The 16,257-nt window shown below is 61.9% G+C and carries 14 protein-coding genes and 1 pseudogene; 10 read left to right on the top strand and 5 right to left on the bottom strand.

The window, feature by feature from the left end; all coding sequences use genetic code 11:
- Positions 1-16 precede the first annotated feature (16 nt).
- Positions 17-409, top strand: a pseudogene (gene rplQ / locus GYH35_RS34835) (50S ribosomal protein L17); the annotation flags it as partial.
- A gap of 380 nt (positions 410-789) precedes the next feature.
- On the opposite strand, the gene GYH35_RS06775 reads toward rplQ, so the two are convergent.
- Positions 790-1,773 (bottom strand): FAD:protein FMN transferase, encoded by a 984-nt coding sequence (locus GYH35_RS06775; RefSeq protein WP_161827945.1) that lies wholly within the window; start codon positions 1,771-1,773, stop codon positions 790-792.
- Between the two features lie 77 nt (positions 1,774-1,850).
- Entirely contained in the window at positions 1,851-4,388 is a 2,538-nt protein-coding gene (locus GYH35_RS06770; RefSeq protein WP_161827944.1) for a TonB-dependent receptor, read from the bottom strand.
- Between the two features lie 398 nt (positions 4,389-4,786).
- Between GYH35_RS06770 and sthA the strand changes: the two genes are divergently transcribed.
- Positions 4,787-6,178: a Si-specific NAD(P)(+) transhydrogenase gene (gene sthA, locus GYH35_RS06765; protein WP_161816291.1), complete on the top strand. Its 1,392-nt coding sequence runs from the start codon at positions 4,787-4,789 to the stop codon at positions 6,176-6,178.
- A gap of 86 nt (positions 6,179-6,264) precedes the next feature.
- Positions 6,265-6,678 carry a large-conductance mechanosensitive channel protein MscL gene (gene mscL, locus GYH35_RS06760; protein WP_161816292.1) on the top strand — a complete coding sequence of 138 codons (414 nt, stop codon included), beginning with the start codon at positions 6,265-6,267 and terminating at the stop codon, positions 6,676-6,678.
- Between the two features lie 415 nt (positions 6,679-7,093).
- Here mscL and pepQ read toward each other — a convergent pair whose 3' ends face one another.
- Together pepQ and GYH35_RS06750 are read right to left on the bottom strand one after the other, a co-directional pair.
- Positions 7,094-8,431, bottom strand: a complete 1,338-nt coding sequence (gene pepQ / locus GYH35_RS06755) for a Xaa-Pro dipeptidase (RefSeq protein WP_161816293.1) — start codon at positions 8,429-8,431, stop codon at positions 7,094-7,096.
- A 2-nt stretch (positions 8,432-8,433) separates the two neighbouring features.
- Positions 8,434-9,276 carry a 2-keto-4-pentenoate hydratase gene (locus GYH35_RS06750; RefSeq protein WP_161827943.1) on the bottom strand — a complete coding sequence of 281 codons (843 nt, stop codon included), beginning with the start codon at positions 9,274-9,276 and terminating at the stop codon, positions 8,434-8,436.
- Positions 9,277-9,447: 171 nt separating this feature from the next.
- Between GYH35_RS06750 and GYH35_RS06745 the strand changes: the two genes are divergently transcribed.
- From GYH35_RS06745 to GYH35_RS06720, 6 genes are all read left to right on the top strand, one after another.
- A complete protein-coding gene (locus GYH35_RS06745; protein WP_161827942.1) occupies positions 9,448-9,672 on the top strand; it encodes a hypothetical protein in 225 nt (74 codons plus the stop codon).
- Between the two features lie 207 nt (positions 9,673-9,879).
- The gene (locus GYH35_RS06740; RefSeq protein ID WP_161827941.1) at positions 9,880-10,392 is read left to right on the top strand and encodes a GNAT family N-acetyltransferase; all 513 of its coding nucleotides are present in this window, start codon (positions 9,880-9,882) and stop codon (positions 10,390-10,392) included.
- 80 nt (positions 10,393-10,472) lie between these two features.
- Complete coding sequence (locus GYH35_RS06735; protein ID WP_161816297.1) at positions 10,473-11,270, top strand: TIGR00266 family protein; 798 nt, start codon at positions 10,473-10,475, stop codon at positions 11,268-11,270.
- 4 nt (positions 11,271-11,274) lie between these two features.
- Positions 11,275-11,682 (top strand): GFA family protein, encoded by a 408-nt coding sequence (locus tag GYH35_RS06730; RefSeq protein ID WP_161816298.1) that lies wholly within the window; start codon positions 11,275-11,277, stop codon positions 11,680-11,682.
- 49 nt (positions 11,683-11,731) lie between these two features.
- Positions 11,732-12,115 carry a VOC family protein gene (locus GYH35_RS06725; protein ID WP_161816299.1) on the top strand — a complete coding sequence of 128 codons (384 nt, stop codon included), beginning with the start codon at positions 11,732-11,734 and terminating at the stop codon, positions 12,113-12,115.
- 188 nt (positions 12,116-12,303) lie between these two features.
- The gene (locus GYH35_RS06720; protein WP_161816300.1) at positions 12,304-12,585 is read left to right on the top strand and encodes a hypothetical protein; all 282 of its coding nucleotides are present in this window, start codon (positions 12,304-12,306) and stop codon (positions 12,583-12,585) included.
- A gap of 14 nt (positions 12,586-12,599) precedes the next feature.
- On the opposite strand, the gene uvrA is transcribed toward GYH35_RS06720, so the two are convergent.
- Positions 12,600-15,455 carry an excinuclease ABC subunit UvrA gene (gene uvrA, locus GYH35_RS06715; RefSeq protein WP_161827940.1) on the bottom strand — a complete coding sequence of 952 codons (2,856 nt, stop codon included), beginning with the start codon at positions 15,453-15,455 and terminating at the stop codon, positions 12,600-12,602.
- Between the two features lie 238 nt (positions 15,456-15,693).
- Between uvrA and ssb the strand changes: the two genes are divergently transcribed.
- On the top strand, positions 15,694-16,185 hold the full coding sequence (gene ssb / locus GYH35_RS06710; protein WP_161827939.1) for a single-stranded DNA-binding protein: 492 nt from the start codon (positions 15,694-15,696) through the stop codon (positions 16,183-16,185).
- The last annotated feature ends 72 nt before the right edge of the window (positions 16,186-16,257 follow it).

Here is a 16,257-nt window from a genome sequence, read left to right as displayed (position 1 = left end):
TAAGGACTGAAGAACAATGCGTCACCAACTTTCTGGCCGTCAGCTCAGCCGCAATGCTCCGCATCGCCAGGCGATGCTGCGTAACATGGCAGCCTCGCTGCTCCGTCACGAGACCATCCGCACCACCGTGCCGAAGGCCAAGGAATTGCGTCGTGTAGTCGAGCCGTTGATCACGCTCGGCAAGGCCGACAGCGATGCCAACCGCCGCCGTGCCTTCTCCCTGCTGCGCGATGCCGAAGTGGTCGTGAAGCTGTTCGAGACGATCGGCCCTCGCTTCCAGGCGCGTCCGGGTGGCTACACCCGCATCCTGCGCATGAACCCGCGTCCGGGCGACGCCGCTGAGATGGCGCTCATGCAGCTGCTGGATCAGCCTGAGCTCGCCGACGCTGAAGCCGCGCCGTCCACCGAAGGCGAAGAGGCCGCTGCGCCGAAGAAGAAGGCTGCTTCGAAGAAGAAAGCCGCTTCCAAGCGCGTCAGCAAGAAGGCTGTGAAGTCCGACGCGGAGAAGGCCGAGAAGAAGGCCAAGGCCGAGAGCAAGGCCGCCGCCAAGGCCAAGAAGGTCGAAGCCGCTGCTGCGAAGAAGAGCGCCAAGAAGACCGCCACGCCGAAGAAGAAGGCTGGCGCCAAGAAGAAGGCTGCTGCGAAGAAGTAACTTCGCGCTGGCTCGTCGATACCGAAGGCCCTCTCGAGCGATCGAGAGGGCCTTTTTCATTGCGCCTGCCGGCCTCCATTCCAGGCCGGCAGTAGTACCCGCTCTGTCTCCATTCCGGGCCGGCGAGGGACCTGTTTTTATTTTGCTGTGTCGGGCGGAGCCAAGCCTTTCGTGTACAGCACTTTCCCTTCCGGCGTCACCAGTACCGCGTCGATATCATCCAACCGGTTATATATTTCGATTGCCTTTTCCGGCCCTAAAACAAACGCTGTTTTAGAGAGCCCATCCGTGCGAGTCGCGGTCGGGCCAATGATCGTCGCGCTCCGAACCTTGCTCGCCGAGTGACCCGTCTTCGGGTCGATGATGTGGTGATAGCGCACGCCGTTCTCGTCGAAATAGCGTTCGTAGTCGCCGGACGTCGAGAGCGCCGCGTCTTCGAGCGGAATGCGCGCGATGACTTCATCTTTCCGATCGGGATGCCGGATGCCCACAACCCAGGGCTGACCGAAACGATCGCCAATGATCCGACTGTCGCCGCCCGCGGTGACCAGTGCGCGGTCGATGCCTCGCGCCTGCAGGACGGCGATGCCGCGATCGACCGCGTGGCCTTTGCCAATGCCACCTAGATCGACACGCACGCCAGGCCGGGCGAAATGCACGGTGCTGTTTTTCCTGTCCAGCTCGACGTGCCGATAATTGATGCCCGGCAACGCCGCGGCGATTTGTTTCTCATCCGGATGCACGTGCTTCCGGAAGTCATACATGTAGCCGACGCTCGCATAAGTGATATCGAACGCGCCGTCGGTGAGGCGTGAATAGTCGAGCGCGGTCGAGAGCAGATCGAACAGCTCGGCGGAGATCTCGATCGGCTCCTGAGCGGCCCGTGCGTTGACGATGGAGAGTTCACTCGTCGGCTTGTAAGTGCTCATCCCCTCATCGACACGTCGCATCTCCGCGAGCACGGCCGCGATGGCGGCGTTGCCTTGCGCCTTGTCGGTGGCCCACAGCTCCACGACGATGCGCGTCCCCATGATTCCGTCCTCGACGCGCTCCATCCATTCCGCGCGAGCCGGCTGGGCGAGGACGAAGAGCGCCAGGACTGTCGATAACAGGTGTTTCATCCGGGCATAGTAGCGCAAACAAAAAGGGCGGCTGATTACAGCCGCCCTTGCTCCTGCGAGAGCTGTTGCCGTACTTGTTAGAACTTGAACCGAGCCGTCACACCGTAGGTCCGCGGCGCGCCCAAGAAGCCATTGAGCGTGCTCTGCGAAGCGCCGGCGGTCGTCGACGAGCCCTGCAGCGTGGCGTCGAACAGCACCTGGTAGTACTCCTCGTCCGTCACGTTCAGCGACCACAGCTCGACCATCCACTTGTCGTCCGCCGCGCCGAAGCCCAGGCGCAGATTCACCAGCGTCATCGCATCCTGGATCTTGCGCGGATCCAGATTCGAGCCGGTGTTGTACTCGGACGTGTAGCGGGCGCCGACGTTGCCGCGGAACAGCAGGTTGTTGCCGATCGGCTGCTCGTAAGTGGCCGACAAGCTCGCCGACCATTCCGGCGCGAACGACAGCGTGTCGTCCTTACGCTCGGTCCGGAAGAACGCGAGATTGGCCGGGCCGCCGAAGTCTTCGATCTGCGTGTCCGCATACGTCACACCGCCCTGGAAGCTGAGCTGCTCGAGCGGCGTGTACCACACGAAGTCGACGTCCACGCCTTGCGACACCACCTGCGGCAGCGAGGTCACGATGAACTGCAAGCCGGTGAAGGTGTTGAGCTGGAAGTCGGTGTAGTCCTGGTAGAACACGGCGCCGTTCAACAGCAGGCTGTTGTCCGCCCACTGCGTCTTCACGCCCAACTCGTACGAGTCCACGAGCTCACTGTCGAAGCTCGTGTCGGTGTCGACTGAAGGACCCACCAGAGTTCCCACGCCAGGGATGGTGAGCGTCTGGCCCGGATTGAGGAAGAAGATGCCATTACGCTCGCGGTACAGGTTGAAGCCGCCGGCCTTGTAGCCCCGCGCGAACGACAGATACGACATCAGGTCGTCGGTGAAGCGATAGGCGACCTTGGCGGTGCCGCTCCATTCCTCTTCGTCGAGCGACTGCTTGGTGTCGACGTTGCCGAAGATCGGATCGGCGTACGTCACGCTACAGCCGATGCCGAAGATGGTCTGCGCCTGCGCGGCGGCCGTCGGGCCATTCGCACCCAGTGCCGCAGCTACCAATGGAGCGAAGGCGGGGTTGCTGCGCAGGAGTGTGCAGCCCTGACCGCTGTGCTCGTTTCGGTAATGGGAGTCCAGATCCTTCGACTCATCCGTGTAGCGCAGGCCCAGCGTCAGCTCCAGCGCGTCCGTGAAGCGGATGCTGTTGTTGGTGAACAGCGCCCAGTTCTTGGACTCCTGCTCATAAACGTCGCGAGTCGCGGCGTTGGCCGGATAGGCGGTAGCTGGCAGGCCGCGCACCGGGCTCGCGGTCGGGCCGCCGGTGATGCCGACGTAATACTGCTGGAACTGCGTGCCCTGAATCAGCTGATCGCGCGAGTCCAGATCTTCGTTCGCATAGAACAGACCGACCAGCCAGCTGAGCTTCTCGCTCTCGCCGGCAAGGCGGAATTCCTGCGTCAGCTGCTCGAACGAATTGCCGAAGTTGCCATCGGGATTGCGATACAGGATGTCGACCGTGGTGAAGTCGGCGTCCTGGCCGTTGATGGTTTCCCAATCGCGCCACGCGCTGATCGATGTGACCGTGGCGCCGCCGAGCGCCTCGAGATCCCAGTTGATCTCCATCGACGCACCCTTGTCTTCCACTTCCTGCTTGGTCGAGCGGTTCGAGTACGCGACGCGCTCGAACGGATCGGCGGGATTGCTGAAAGAGCCCGGCACCAGGGCATTCAGCACCGCGAGCACGCCGGGGTTGGGCGACAGCACGGCCTGCGGAGCCGCGCAGCAGTGTTCGTCGCGATCGGTGTAGTCGGCCGTCAAGCGGATATCCAGCGCTTCGCTCGGCTGGAACAGCAACTGGCCGCGTGCGGTCTTGAACTTGCGATCGACGTCTTCGTCTTCGGTGCGCGGGCCGGGGCCACGCACGATGTCGAGGAAACCATCACGCTCGCGCGAGGCGATATACAAACGTCCGGCCACTTTATCGGAGAACGGGCCCGTCACCGAGGCGGCGCCTTCCATCGCGCCGTAATCGCCGGCGGTGAGCTCGACGTTGGCGCCGAAGTCGAACGCGGGCCGCTTGGTCACGACGTTGATCACGCCGGCCGAGGTGTTCTTGCCGAACAGCGTGCCTTGCGGACCTTTCAGCACTTCGATGCGCTCCAGCTCGCCGAGGTCGCCAAAGCCCACGCCGTTGCGCGGCCGATAAACGCCGTCGATGACCACACCGACCGACGACTCCAGGCCGGCGTTATCGCCGACGGTGCCGATGCCTCGGATACGAGCGGTCGTGACCGACTCGTTCGACGTCGACGTCACCAGCAGGCCGGGCGTGAGCAGTGTGAGATCTTTGATGTCTTTGACGCCGGTATCCTGCAACAGCTGCTCGGAGATCGCGGTCACCACGATCGGCACGTCCTGCAGGCTTTGTTCACGTTTCTGCGCGGTCACGATGATGGTATCGATCGTGCGCGTATCCTGCTGCTGCTCCGTGGCTTGCTGGCCAAACGCAGGTACTGTTATCAGAGCCAATGCACCCACCACTGCTCGGCGCAGCAGCACACTTCGATCTTTCATGGATCCCCCTTGTTTAGATCCAACTATCTCTAGGTCCAGATTGAGAACTTGTCATGGCGGGGCTGACCAGCCCGCTGCTGATACCCAGCACGCGAAGACTACTGAGTTCGGAGCGCCGTTGAAAGAGACTTTGCATAAAAGCAACGTCCACTAAAGCACCAAAATGATTCAAACATGCCGGTTGCGGGCCGGGATATTCGGAGATAGCGCCATGCAGTCCGGGCTGCCCCCAACCAAGGGGCGAACCGCGGGCGATCTTGTTGCGTTCTGCAGGACTGGGCTGTTGTTCCCCGACAACGAGTCGGGGATGATGTGCGGTGCTGGGCAGGATGTCCGAATGCCGGGAGCGCAGGGATGCGCAGGACCGGCCTCGAAAAAGTGAGTCTGGTAACGAGAGCATGGCGACTGAACAGTTTGATGTCGTGGTCATAGGCAGCGGGCCGGCCGGCGAGGGCGCGGCGCTGACAGCTGCCAAGAGTCATCGCAGTGTCGCCATCGTCGAGCGCTACTTCGAGGTGGGCGGCGGCTGTACGCATTGGGGCACCATCCCCAGCAAGGCCCTGCGCCACGCGGTGAAGATCCTCCACGACCTGCGGCGCAATCCTCTGCTGCGTGAGTTTCACGACGCCTCGAAGCTGACTTATCCGCAGCTGCTGGCCTCGGCGGGCAAGGTGATCGAGGCGCAGGTGGCGAGTCGCCGGCGCTTCTATGAACGCAATCGGGTTCCGGTGTTGTTCGGCGAGGCGAGCTTCGTGGATGCGAACACACTGGAGATCCAGCCCCCGACCGGCAAGCCGACGCGCATCAGCGGCAAGCACATCGTCATAGCCGCGGGCTCGCGGCCTTACCATCCACCGGAAGTGGACTTCAGCCACGAACGCATTCGAGACAGCGATTCCATCCTGCGCTACGACCAGCATCCGTTCTCCGTGACCATCTATGGTGCGGGAGTTATTGGTTGTGAGTACGCCTCGATCTTCATCAACTTAGGCGCGAAGGTCACGTTGGTCAATACTCACGATCGCCTGCTGTCGTTTCTCGACGATGAAATCGCCGAAGCTTTGTCATATCACCTGCGCGAGCAGGGCTGCGTGATCCGTCACAATGAGCAATTCAAGGCACTGGAAGCGCGCGAGCGCGACGTGGTGCTGCATCTGGAGTCGGGCCGCAAGATCAAGTCGGATCTGCTGCTGTGGGCGAACGGCCGCACCGGCAACTCCGACAAGCTCAAGCTCGATCGCGTCGGCCTGAAAGCCAACAGCCGCGGCCAGGTCGAAGTGAATCAGCACTACCAGACGGCGGTGCCTCACATCTACGCAGTGGGCGATATTGTCGGGCCGCCGGCGCTGGCCAGCGCCGCGTACGTGCAGGGCTCGCATGCCGTACAACACATGCTCGATCCGTCGATCGCGCCCCATAGCACGGCGACGATTCCGAGCGGCATCTACACCATCCCGGAGATTTCCTCGATCGGCCGCACCGAGCGCGAGCTGCAGGAAGCGAAGGTGCCGTACGAAGTCGGCCACTGCTCGTTCAAGAACCTGGCGCGAGCGCAGATGACGGATGAGCGCGTCGGCGTGCTGAAGATCATTTTCCACGCCGAGACCATGCAGGTGCTGGGCGTGCACTGCTTCGGCGACAACGCTTCGGAGATCGTGCACATCGGCCAGACGGTGATGGCCGGCTCGAACAACGACATCCGTTACTTCACCCAGACCACGTTCAACTATCCGACCATGGCCGAGGCGTATCGGGTCGCGGCGTATAACGGCATCAACCGGCTGACGTAGTTCACGAGGCTCGACCGGCGGCGATTACATTCTTCATCTCAGTTGGGTATCGTCGCGTTGCGCTAACAACTCCAACCGAGGTGGCTATGAGCTTCGTCAAGGAATTCCGGGAATTCGCCGTCAAGGGCAACGTGGTCGACATGGCCGTCGGTATCATCATCGGCGCCGCGTTCGGCAAGATCGTCAGCTCGCTGGTCAGCGACGTGGTGACCCCGCCGCTGGGCTACATCATCGGCGGCGTGGATTTCACCAAGCTCGCGATTACCATGCCGGCCATTCGTGAAGGCGCGGAGCCGGTGACCCTTCGTTACGGCGTGTTCCTGCAAGCGACGTTCGATTTCATCATCGTCGCCTTCGCCATCTTCCTGATCATCAAGTTGATCAATCGGCTGCGCCGCGCCGAGGAAGCCAAACCCGCCGCCCCGGCAGTGCCGCCTCCGCCGCCTCGCCAGGAAGTGCTGCTCGAGGAGATTCGCGATCTGCTCAAACAGCAGCGCTGATTGGGCGCTGACGCGCGTTGCCGCTGACGCGGTTGCGCGCAGCCTGTCGGCAGAGCTGGGGCGTAGGTGGAGGGTCTCGGGAAACTCGCGAGCGTCTTCACTGTTGGCGGGCTTTGCCTCGATGGCTGCCGCACGATTTGCTCAGCTGACGTTTCACCGGCGGTATCGCTCGCTGCGCGCTAACGCGCTGCGAGCTGCAACGCGCGCCGTCAGCTGTACTGCCAACGTGCAACGGCTTGCTCGAATGGCGGCGGTGGCCGAGTCACCGTGGTTGCGAACTTCCCGAGACCCTCCACCTTTCCCCCAGCTCGAAGATGCGCGACTCGAGGCCTCACGCATCGAGGTCACTTTCGCGCTGTGAGCTGGAACGACGCTACCAAGCTCGCGTGGCGTTCCCTTTCCCTGCCAAACGGTTTTAGTTCGCAGCAGCGAACGCCGGACGCGTCAGATTCTCCGGTTCGGCCGTCGTGGCGGCGACGTTGTCCTCGATGCGGATGCCGCCGAACGGTTTGAACTTCTCGACCTGCTGCCAATTGATCTGCTTGCCGAGCGGGGACGTGCGGGCCTTCTCCAGCAATTGATCGATGAAGTAGAGGCCCGGCTCGATCGTCACGACGAAGCCGGGCTCCAGCGTGCGAGTCAGCCGCAAGTAAGGATGGCCTGGCGGTCGCGCCTTCTGTTTGCCATCCGGCGTAACCGTGAAGCCGGCAACATCGTGCACTTGCAATCCCAGCAGATGTCCGATGCCGTGCGGAAAGAACACGCTGCTCAGTCCACTCGCCAATGCCTCGTCCGGCGCAACGTTGATCACGTCGAACTCACGCAGAATCTTCGCGATGCGCCGATGCGCGCTGAGATGAATGTCAGCGTAGTCGACCCCAGCTCGAACTTCACTGCACAGACCCTGCTGTTCGCGATCCATCGCCTCGATCAACGCGGCGAAATCATCGTTCTCTCGCGAATACGTGCGCGTGATATCCGCCGCGTAACCATGAAACTGTGCGCCGGCATCGATCAGAAATGAACGCGACTGCGCAGGCGCCGTGCGCTCCTGATTTTGATAGTGCAGAACCGCCGAGTTGGCGTTGAGGCCTACGATGTTCGGATACGGCAGCTCGTTCTCTGTCTGGCCAGTCGCACGGATATAAGCCATGTTGATTTCGTACTCGGAGCCGCCGGCGCGAAATGCAGCTTCGGCAGCTTTGTGACCGCGCGCGGCCATGCGAGATGCGCGACGCATGCACTCGAGCTCGTACTCCGTCTTGAACGCGCGCACGTAATGCAGTCGATGCAGCAGCGCTTCGGGATTGCGACCGGTGAAACCCCAGTCGGTAAATTCTTCCCGCCACTCACCGACGAATGCACAGCGAGACACGCCGGCGATGTGTGACTTCGCCTCCGAGGCTTCACGAATGATCTTGATGTCGAACTGATCGGTCCAGAAGTCGTTCGGCAGCTGGGGCGGCTTGTACCAATAGTCCACCGGCTGCAGGAACACGAGCTGCAAGCGCTGTCCGGGCCGATACAGGATCCAGCAGTCGACCGGCTCCGCGAGCGGCGTCCACAGGCGGAAGTGCGGATTGGGCTTGAACGGGTAGGGCTGGTCATCCAGGAATTGCATGTGCAGACCGCCCGCATAGATCGCCAATGCGTCGAAGCCGGTGGCGGCGAGCGCATCGTCGGTGTGGCGTCGCTGGATCTGCAGGTGCGCTGTGTATGAAGCTCGCAGCGAAGCTGTGGATTGGACGTTCATGGTCATTCCGTCACGTTGATCTCGAGCGAGGCCCATTGCGCAGAGCCCGAATGGTAGCTGGCGACGCAGTGCCCTGTCGTGCCGGGGAGCATCCGACCCAGTGAACCGGTCAGCAAGATTTGCCCGGGCTCGAGCCGCCAGCCTTGCTCGACCATCTTGTTCACCAGGAACAGCGCAGCGCGCCACTGGTCGCCGAGCGAGTCGGTGCCTTTGCCGGTGAACATCTCCTGATCGTTGCACACGAGTCGGACGTCGGTCGCATTCGGATCGCGCTGTTGAGGCGATGCGAACTCGCCGACGATGTATTTCGCCGCCGCGACATTGGTGGCGACAATGTCGATGCCATCGAGTGCCTGCGGCTGCGTGTAATCGAGGTTGGGCAGCTCGATCGCGGCGCCGATGCCGTCGATGTGCGCGCGCAGAGACGCTACATCCGATAATGGTTGTTCGATCCGCGTGCCGATGCGCATGGCGATCTCGACTTCGATATGCAGACCGCGTAGTTCATGCAGACGCACCGTGCTTGCGGATGGCAATGAACCTTGCGCGAACAGCACGCCCGCCACTGCATCGTTGGTCTTGAAGCGTGCTTGCGCCGGTGCGGATGTGAGTCCTGCTTTGAACCCCGCTGGACGCGCGCCATTCAATTGCTCGCGCACGCTGCGCGTTTGCACGCGATACGCGGAATCAATTGTCAATGTTTCGTCAATGTTAGGTAACGCGCGCTGCTCGCGCCATGATGTCACTATTTCGTCAACGACACGACGCTCCGGCGAACTGCACGCACTGAGCACGATACAGATCAATGACATCGACGCGACGCTGCGCGCGGCTCTGGTTTTCATGTGAGTTTGTTAGATGTCTTCATGCAGCGACGACGCTGCTGATATGTTGCGTGGCTGTTTCAAACCCAGGTGAAACATCTTAGACTCCGGCCGCCGCATTGGAACGGTGGCGCGAGCCGCTCGATCCGTTGCTGTTCAATCAACCTACATCACATTGGGGTGATCGTTCACATGAACACAAAGATGATCCTCGCCGCTCTGGCGTTGTCGCTGTCGCTCGCTGCTTGCGCCAAGAAGGAAGAGGCTCCGGCCGAAGCCGCTCCTCCGGCCGCTGAGGCTCCTGCTGCTGAAGCTCCGGCTGCCGAGGCACCTGCTGCCGAAGCTCCTGCTGCCGAGGCTCCTCCGGCTGACGCCGCTACTGCGCCGGCCGAGACCACGCCGCCCCCGGCTCAGTAATCGAGCCTGGCTTGCGGGGATGGATTTCCAATCCGTCCCCGACAGTCACCAGCAACGGGCGGTTCTCCGCCCGTTGTTGTTTTGAGGGTCGCCCGGATGCGCCAGCCGTGGGGATCACCGATATCGGCGACTGCGATTTGGCAGTACTGTAATCTAAGGATTGAAACTCTCGATCAGCGGAGGTGGCAAGGGAATCGCCAGCAACCCGTGCCCGTCAGTATTCGCGATGCTTTGAATTCTCCACGCGACCGTCAGTGGATCCAGGCTCAATATCCGGAGTACCTGGAAGACCTGTCGCTCATGAGCATGAACACCGGCGTGTTCCCGGCCACCCGTGAGGTGCAGACCGAGCTCATGGCGCGCTGGTTCGCGGACGACAGTTCCTACCCCCTGATCATTTTGAAGAACGAGCAGCCAGCCGGCTTCGCGCTCGTCAGCCGCCCGCCCCGGAATCGGCGCGACCAAGTCGACTTCCGCATGGCGGAGTTTTTCATCGCCCTGAAATCGCGCCGGCTGGGCATCGGCCGGGACGCCGCGAATCTGATCTTCAACCGCTTCGCGGGCAGTTGGGAGATCACGGAGTTCCTGCACAACAAAGCCGCCGTCGGTTTCTGGCGCGCCATCCTGTTCGAGTACACCGGCGGAAAGTTCCAGGAAAAAGTCGCGCACGGAGAAGTGCGCCAGACATTCACGTCCGCGAATCGTCAGCGCGTGCGCTGACGCCTGTCCTCCGCGGGGCCCGTCCTCGCCGCGCTGCCATCGGCTATCCTATAGAAACTTTCTTCGGTGGAGAGCTTTCGATGGCGATGGATGTAGTGGACTACCAGATCTTCGGCGATGACATGCAGTACGTCGAGATCGAGCTCGATCCGGGCGAAGCCGCGATCGGCGAGGCCGGCGCGATGATGATGATGCAAGACGGGATCGAGATGGACACCGTCTTCGGCGATGGCTCCGCTCAGCAAGGCGGTCTGTTCGGCAAGCTGCTCGGCGCCGGCAAGCGGCTGGTGACAGGCGAGTCGCTGTTTACGACGATATTTCACAACGAGGCGCGAGCCAAACGTCGCGTGGCGTTCGCGGCGCCGTACCCCGGCAAGATCATTGCTGTGAAGCTGTCCGAAGTGGGCGGGACTTTGATCTGCCAGAAAGACAGCTTCCTCTGCGCGGCGCGCGGTGTGTCGCTTGGCATCGCGTTTCAACGTCGACTGGGTGTGGGGCTGTTCGGCGGCGAAGGCTTCATCATGCAGAAGCTCGACGGCGACGGTCTGGTGTTCGTGCACGCCGGCGGCACGCTGATGGCGCGCGATTTACAACCGGGTGAGCGGCTGCGCGTCGATACCGGTTGTATCGTCGCGCTCGAGCCCAGCATCGACTTCGACATTCAGTACGTCGGCAAACTGAAGAGCGCGCTGTTCTCCGGCGAAGGATTGTTTTTCGCGACGCTCACCGGACCGGGCCGCGTTTGGTTGCAGTCGCTGCCCTTGTCGCGTCTCGCCAATCGCATCATCGCCTCCGCGCCCGCAGCTGGCGGCCGCCAGGTCGGCGAAGGATCGGTGCTCGGGTCGCTGGGTGGATTGCTCGACGGCGACAACAGCTAGCCACATGAGTGAAAAGCACGTTGGCTCCTGCCTGTGCGGACAGGTTCGCTTCGAGATCGAGGGCGATTTCGACAGCTTCTTCCTGTGTCATTGCGAGTACTGCCGCAAAGACACGGGAGCGGCGCATGCCGCCAATTTGTTTGCTTCGACCGCAAGACTGCAGTGGCTCTCGGGTCGCGATCAGGTCCGAGAATTCAACTTGCCTTCCACCCGGCACGCCAGGTCTTTTTGCTCGGTCTGCGGGGCGGCGGTGCCGTGCGAACAGGCGGGCGGGGCATTGCTGGTCGTTCCCGCTGGAAGTCTGGATAGCGAGGTTCGCATCAGGCCGAACGCGCATATCTTCGTAGCGAGCCGCGCAAGTTGGGATGACGGCCTGCAGGCGCTTCCATCGTTCGACAAGTTTCCGTCCTGACAACGGACCGCGCGATGCTCTGGCTCGCGGGTGACCTATAGGAGGAGTCATGCACCATTCCAGGCTTTGCGCAGTACTCATTGACTGCAATACCTCTGACGTCGATCAGGCCGCGAGCTTCTGGGCGAGCGCTCTAGGTCGGCCAGTCGATCCCGATCATCCAGGGACCCGCGGCAACTACCGCATGCTGGCGACGCCAACTCACGAGCCCATCGTGCAGATCCAGCGCGTCGACCACGCAAGCAGAGTTCATATCGATATCGAAACCGACGACATCCCTGCTGAAGTGGCTCGGCTGGAAAAGTTAGGCGCGAGCGTGGTCAGCCGCCTGGAGCGATGGGTCGTGATGCAGGCGCCGACGGGGCAGCGATTCTGCGTCGTGCGCGTGCAGCGGCCGGGATGGCCTGAGAACGCCAATCGTTGGGAAGATTAGGCGCTCCCGATTCGCCGTGAGTCGAGTTGCCGATCGCATTGGATTCACCCTAAACTCAGAACGCGCGAGCGGCATGCGACTCGCAGATAATGATCTCAGATGGATCGAGATAAGCAGGGAGAATGAAAATGCGAAAGCGAAGCTCGCTAGGATCGGCGTTACTTGCTCTGATTTCCTGCGGAGTACTCGTGCTGCCAGCAACCGCTTCGGCGTGGGACGGCACGGTGAATGACACGATCAGTCAGATCGACGTAACTGATGGGGATCAATTGGGATTTCGAATCTATTTCCCCAACTCGACCGCGTGTGGCAACGCTCATAACTGGGCTTATCTGAATCGCGGCGACTCGAACTATCAGGCCTACGTCGCTGCGGCGTTGATGGCGAAGGCGACAGGAACTCCAGTCACGGTTTATTCAAACGTGGACGCCAATGGCTATTGTCACGTGCGCTTCCTGACGCTGCGTTAGTTGTGGAAGCGGGCTCACGCCCGCTTCCGAACCGCCGGCGGTTTCTTCTTCTCGAGAATCGGCTTCAGATACTTGCCGGTGTATGAGTTCTTGACCTGAGCGATCTGCTCCGGCGTTCCCGTCGCCACGATGGTGCCGCCACCGCCGCCGCCTTCCGGCCCCAGATCGATGATCCAGTCCGCGGTCTTGATCACATCGAGGTTGTGCTCGATGACCACGATCGTGTTGCCCTCATCGCGCAGACGATGCAACACGCCGAGCAACTGCTCGATATCGAAGAAGTGCAGGCCCGTGGTGGGCTCGTCCAAAATATAAAGCGTGCGGCCGGTCGAGCGCTTCGATAGTTCTTTCGCCAGCTTCACGCGCTGCGCCTCACCGCCAGACAGAGTCGTGGCGTTCTGCCCGAGGCGGATATAGGACAAGCCGACATCCATCAGCGTCTGCAGCTTCGGCGCGATCACCGGAGCGTGGCGGAAGAACTCCAGCGCATCCTCGACTGTCATCTCGAGCACTTCGTTGATGTTCTTGCCTTTGTAACGAATCTCCAGCGTCTCGCGGTTGTAGCGTTTGCCTTTGCAGACGTCGCAAGGCACGTACACGTCCGGCAGGAAGTGCATTTCCACTTTGATGACGCCGTCGCCCTGGCAGGCCTCGCAGCGGCCGCCTTTGACGTTGAAGCTGAATCGCCCGGCTTCGTAGCCGCGCGCGCGTGCTTCCGGAACGCCGGCGAAGATGTCGCGAATCGGAGTAAACAAACCGGTGTACGTGGCGGGATTGGAGCGGGGAGTGCGACCGATGGGGCTCTGGTCGATGTCGATGACGCGATCGATTTCGTCCAAGCCCTCGACGCCATCGCTCGGCGCCGGATCCGTTGAAGCATCGTTCAACTGACGCGCGACGAATTGATACAACGTGTCGTTCACGAGCGTCGACTTGCCCGAGCCGGACACGCCGGTCACGCACGTCATCACCCCGAGCGGAATATCGACCGTCACGCCTTTCAAGTTATTGCCACGCGCGTTGACGATGCGCAGGTGGCGGCCTTCCTGCAGCGGCGTGCGCGTCGGCGGAATCGCAATCTCACGCTTGCCGGACAGATATTGACCCGTGATCGACTTCGCGTCCGCGGCGATTTCCGCCGGCGTGCCTTGAGCGATCACCAAGCCGCCGTGCACGCCCGCGCCCGGGCCGAGGTCGACGACGTGATCGGCGTGACGAATGGCATCTTCGTCGTGCTCGACGACCAGCACGGTGTTTCCTAAATCGCGCAGCCGGTTCAACGTCAACAGCAGCCGGTCGTTGTCGCGCTGATGCAGGCCGATCGAAGGCTCGTCGAGGATGTACATGCAACCGACCAGGCCCGAGCCGATCTGGCTCGCGAGTCGAATGCGCTGCGCTTCGCCGCCGGACAGAGTGTCGGCGCTGCGATCCAAGGTCAGATAGTCGAGGCCCACATCGCTGAGAAAGCGCAGTCGCTCGCCGATTTCCTTGATGATCTTGCCTGCGATCTCGCCGCGCCAGCCGTCCAGCTTCAAATCCGAACTGAAGCTCAACGCATCGGCGACTGCGAGCTTCGCGAGATCCGGCAAACTCCGCTCGGCGACGAACACGTTGCGCGCGGCGCGATTCAAACGCGTGCCGCCGCAGTCGGGGCAGGGCTGATTGCTGAGGTACTTGGAAAGCTCCTCGCGAACGGCGACCGACTCGGTCTCGCGATAGCGGCGCTCGAGGTTCGGAATCACGCCTTCCCATTTGTGAGAACGGCGCAGCGTGCCGCCTTGGGCATTGACGTATTTGAAATCGATCTTCTCTTCGCCGCTGCCGTAGAGCACGACCTTCTTGCACTTCGCCGGCAGATCCTCCCAAGGCTCCTCGACGTCGAATTTGTAGTGCTTCGACAGCGATTGCATGAGCGCGAAGTAATAGGCATTGCGCCGATCCCAACCGCGAATCGCGCCGCCGGCGATCGATAAATTCGGATGATGAATCACGCGGCTCGGGTCGAAGAACTGCTGTACGCCCAAGCCCGAGCAAGTGGCGCAGGCGCCCGACGGGTTGTTGAACGAGAACAGCTTGGGCTCGAGATCGGCGATGCTGTAACCGCAGACGGTGCAGGCGAACTTATCCGAGAACACCAGTTCTTCCCGCTTCGGATCGTCCATGAACGAAACGCGCGCAACGCCATCGGCCATGCGCAGCGCCGTTTCGAACGACTCCGCCAGGCGCTGCGCCACATCGGCTCGCACTTTCAAACGATCGACGACCGCATCGACGCTGTGCTTTTTCTTCGGGTCGAGTTTGGGAACGGCGTCCAGCTCAACCACGTGCCCATCGACGCGCGCACGCACGAAACCCTGGCCGCGCAATTGTTCGAATACTTGAGCGTGCTCGCCCTTGCGATCGTCGATCATCGGCGCGAGCAGCAGGATGGGTGTGCCTTCAGGCAGGCGCATCACCTGATCGACCATCTGGCTCACAGTCTGAGCGGCGAGATCGACGCCATGATCGGGACAACGCGGCGTGCCGACGCGCGCGAACAGCAGACGCAAGTGATCGTAAATTTCGGTGACCGTGCCGACCGTCGACCGCGGATTGTGGCTCGTCGACTTCTGCTCGATGGCGATGGCCGGCGACAGGCCTTCGATCGAATCGATGTCAGGCTTTTCCATCATCGACAGGAACTGGCGCGCGTAAGCCGACAGCGACTCGACATAGCGGCGCTGGCCTTCGGCATAAATGGTGTCGAACGCGAGCGACGACTTGCCCGAGCCGGACAATCCGGTGAAGACAATGAGCTTGTCCCGCGGCAACTCGAGGTCGATGTTGCGCAGGTTGTGAGTGCGGGCGCCGCGGATGACGATGGAAGGCATGGGTTCCGTACGTGGCGTCAAAAGGGGATCGTTCAATATACGGGGCCGGTCAACCTCGGGCAAAACCTGGTCAGGGAGCGGCAGGAATTAGCAGCCGGCGGAAGCCCGCTCCGCCAAGCACGAATCGGCTGGCGTCGGTGCGCTGAATAACTGGCAGTTTGCCCGTGGAGAATGTTCTGCGAACCCGGCCCGGCCTGTTTACAATCCCGGCCTTCCCTGAATTCGAGGTTCGCTAGTCATGGCGCGCGGTATCAACAAAGTCATTCTGGTGGGCAACTTGGGAGCGGACCCCGACACGCGCTACATGCCCAGCGGCAAGGCCGTCACCAACATCCGGATCGCCACCTCCGAGTCCTGGAAGGACAAGCAGACCGGCGACATGCAGGAGCGCACCGAGTGGCACTCGGTCGTCCTCTACGACAAGCTCGGCGAGATCGCCGCCGAATACCTGCGCAAGGGCTCGCAGGTCTACATCGAAGGCTCGCTGCGCACCCGTAAGTGGCAGGACAAGGAAGGCAAGGACCGCTACACCACCGAAATCATCGGCCAGAACATGCAGATGCTCGGCGGCCGCGGTGGCGGAGGCGGCGGTGGTGGTGGCGGCGGCGGCGGCTTCGGCGGCGACGACGAGCAGCCGCGTCGTGCCCCGTCCCGTCCTCAGCAGAACGAGCGTTCGGCGCCCCCGCCGGCCGATGACGGCGGCGGTTTCGACGACGACATCCCGTTCTAGCCAGAAGACCCACGCCCTGGCCCCTCCCGCTGGGAGGGGGAAACAGACTCCAGGCCGAGGCGCTGGCCTGAA

Origin of the sequence: Steroidobacter agaridevorans, from assembly GCF_009932555.1 — a bacterium.
GTDB classification, from domain to species: domain Bacteria; phylum Pseudomonadota; class Gammaproteobacteria; order Steroidobacterales; family Steroidobacteraceae; genus Steroidobacter; species Steroidobacter agaridevorans.
This window is presented reverse-complemented; position numbering and strand designations above follow the sequence as displayed.

Excerpts from the sequence above, each read along its gene's own strand:
- GYH35_RS06735 (WP_161816297.1), top strand. The coding sequence starts at position 10,473 with ATGGCGATGGATGTAGTGGACTACCAGATCTTCGGCGATGACATGCAG.
- ssb (WP_161827939.1), top strand. The coding sequence starts at position 15,694 with ATGGCGCGCGGTATCAACAAAGTCATTCTGGTGGGCAACTTGGGAGCG.
- GYH35_RS06725 (WP_161816299.1), top strand. The coding sequence starts at position 11,732 with ATGCACCATTCCAGGCTTTGCGCAGTACTCATTGACTGCAATACCTCT.
- GYH35_RS06750 (WP_161827943.1), bottom strand. The coding sequence starts at position 9,276 with ATGAAAACCAGAGCCGCGCGCAGCGTCGCGTCGATGTCATTGATCTGT.
- uvrA (WP_161827940.1), bottom strand. The coding sequence starts at position 15,455 with ATGCCTTCCATCGTCATCCGCGGCGCCCGCACTCACAACCTGCGCAAC.
- GYH35_RS06745 (WP_161827942.1), top strand. The coding sequence starts at position 9,448 with ATGAACACAAAGATGATCCTCGCCGCTCTGGCGTTGTCGCTGTCGCTC.
- mscL (WP_161816292.1), top strand. The coding sequence starts at position 6,265 with ATGAGCTTCGTCAAGGAATTCCGGGAATTCGCCGTCAAGGGCAACGTG.
- pepQ (WP_161816293.1), bottom strand. The coding sequence starts at position 8,431 with ATGAACGTCCAATCCACAGCTTCGCTGCGAGCTTCATACACAGCGCAC.
- sthA (WP_161816291.1), top strand. The coding sequence starts at position 4,787 with ATGGCGACTGAACAGTTTGATGTCGTGGTCATAGGCAGCGGGCCGGCC.
- GYH35_RS06730 (WP_161816298.1), top strand. The coding sequence starts at position 11,275 with ATGAGTGAAAAGCACGTTGGCTCCTGCCTGTGCGGACAGGTTCGCTTC.
- GYH35_RS06770 (WP_161827944.1), bottom strand. The coding sequence starts at position 4,388 with ATGAAAGATCGAAGTGTGCTGCTGCGCCGAGCAGTGGTGGGTGCATTG.
- GYH35_RS06775 (WP_161827945.1), bottom strand. The coding sequence starts at position 1,773 with ATGAAACACCTGTTATCGACAGTCCTGGCGCTCTTCGTCCTCGCCCAG.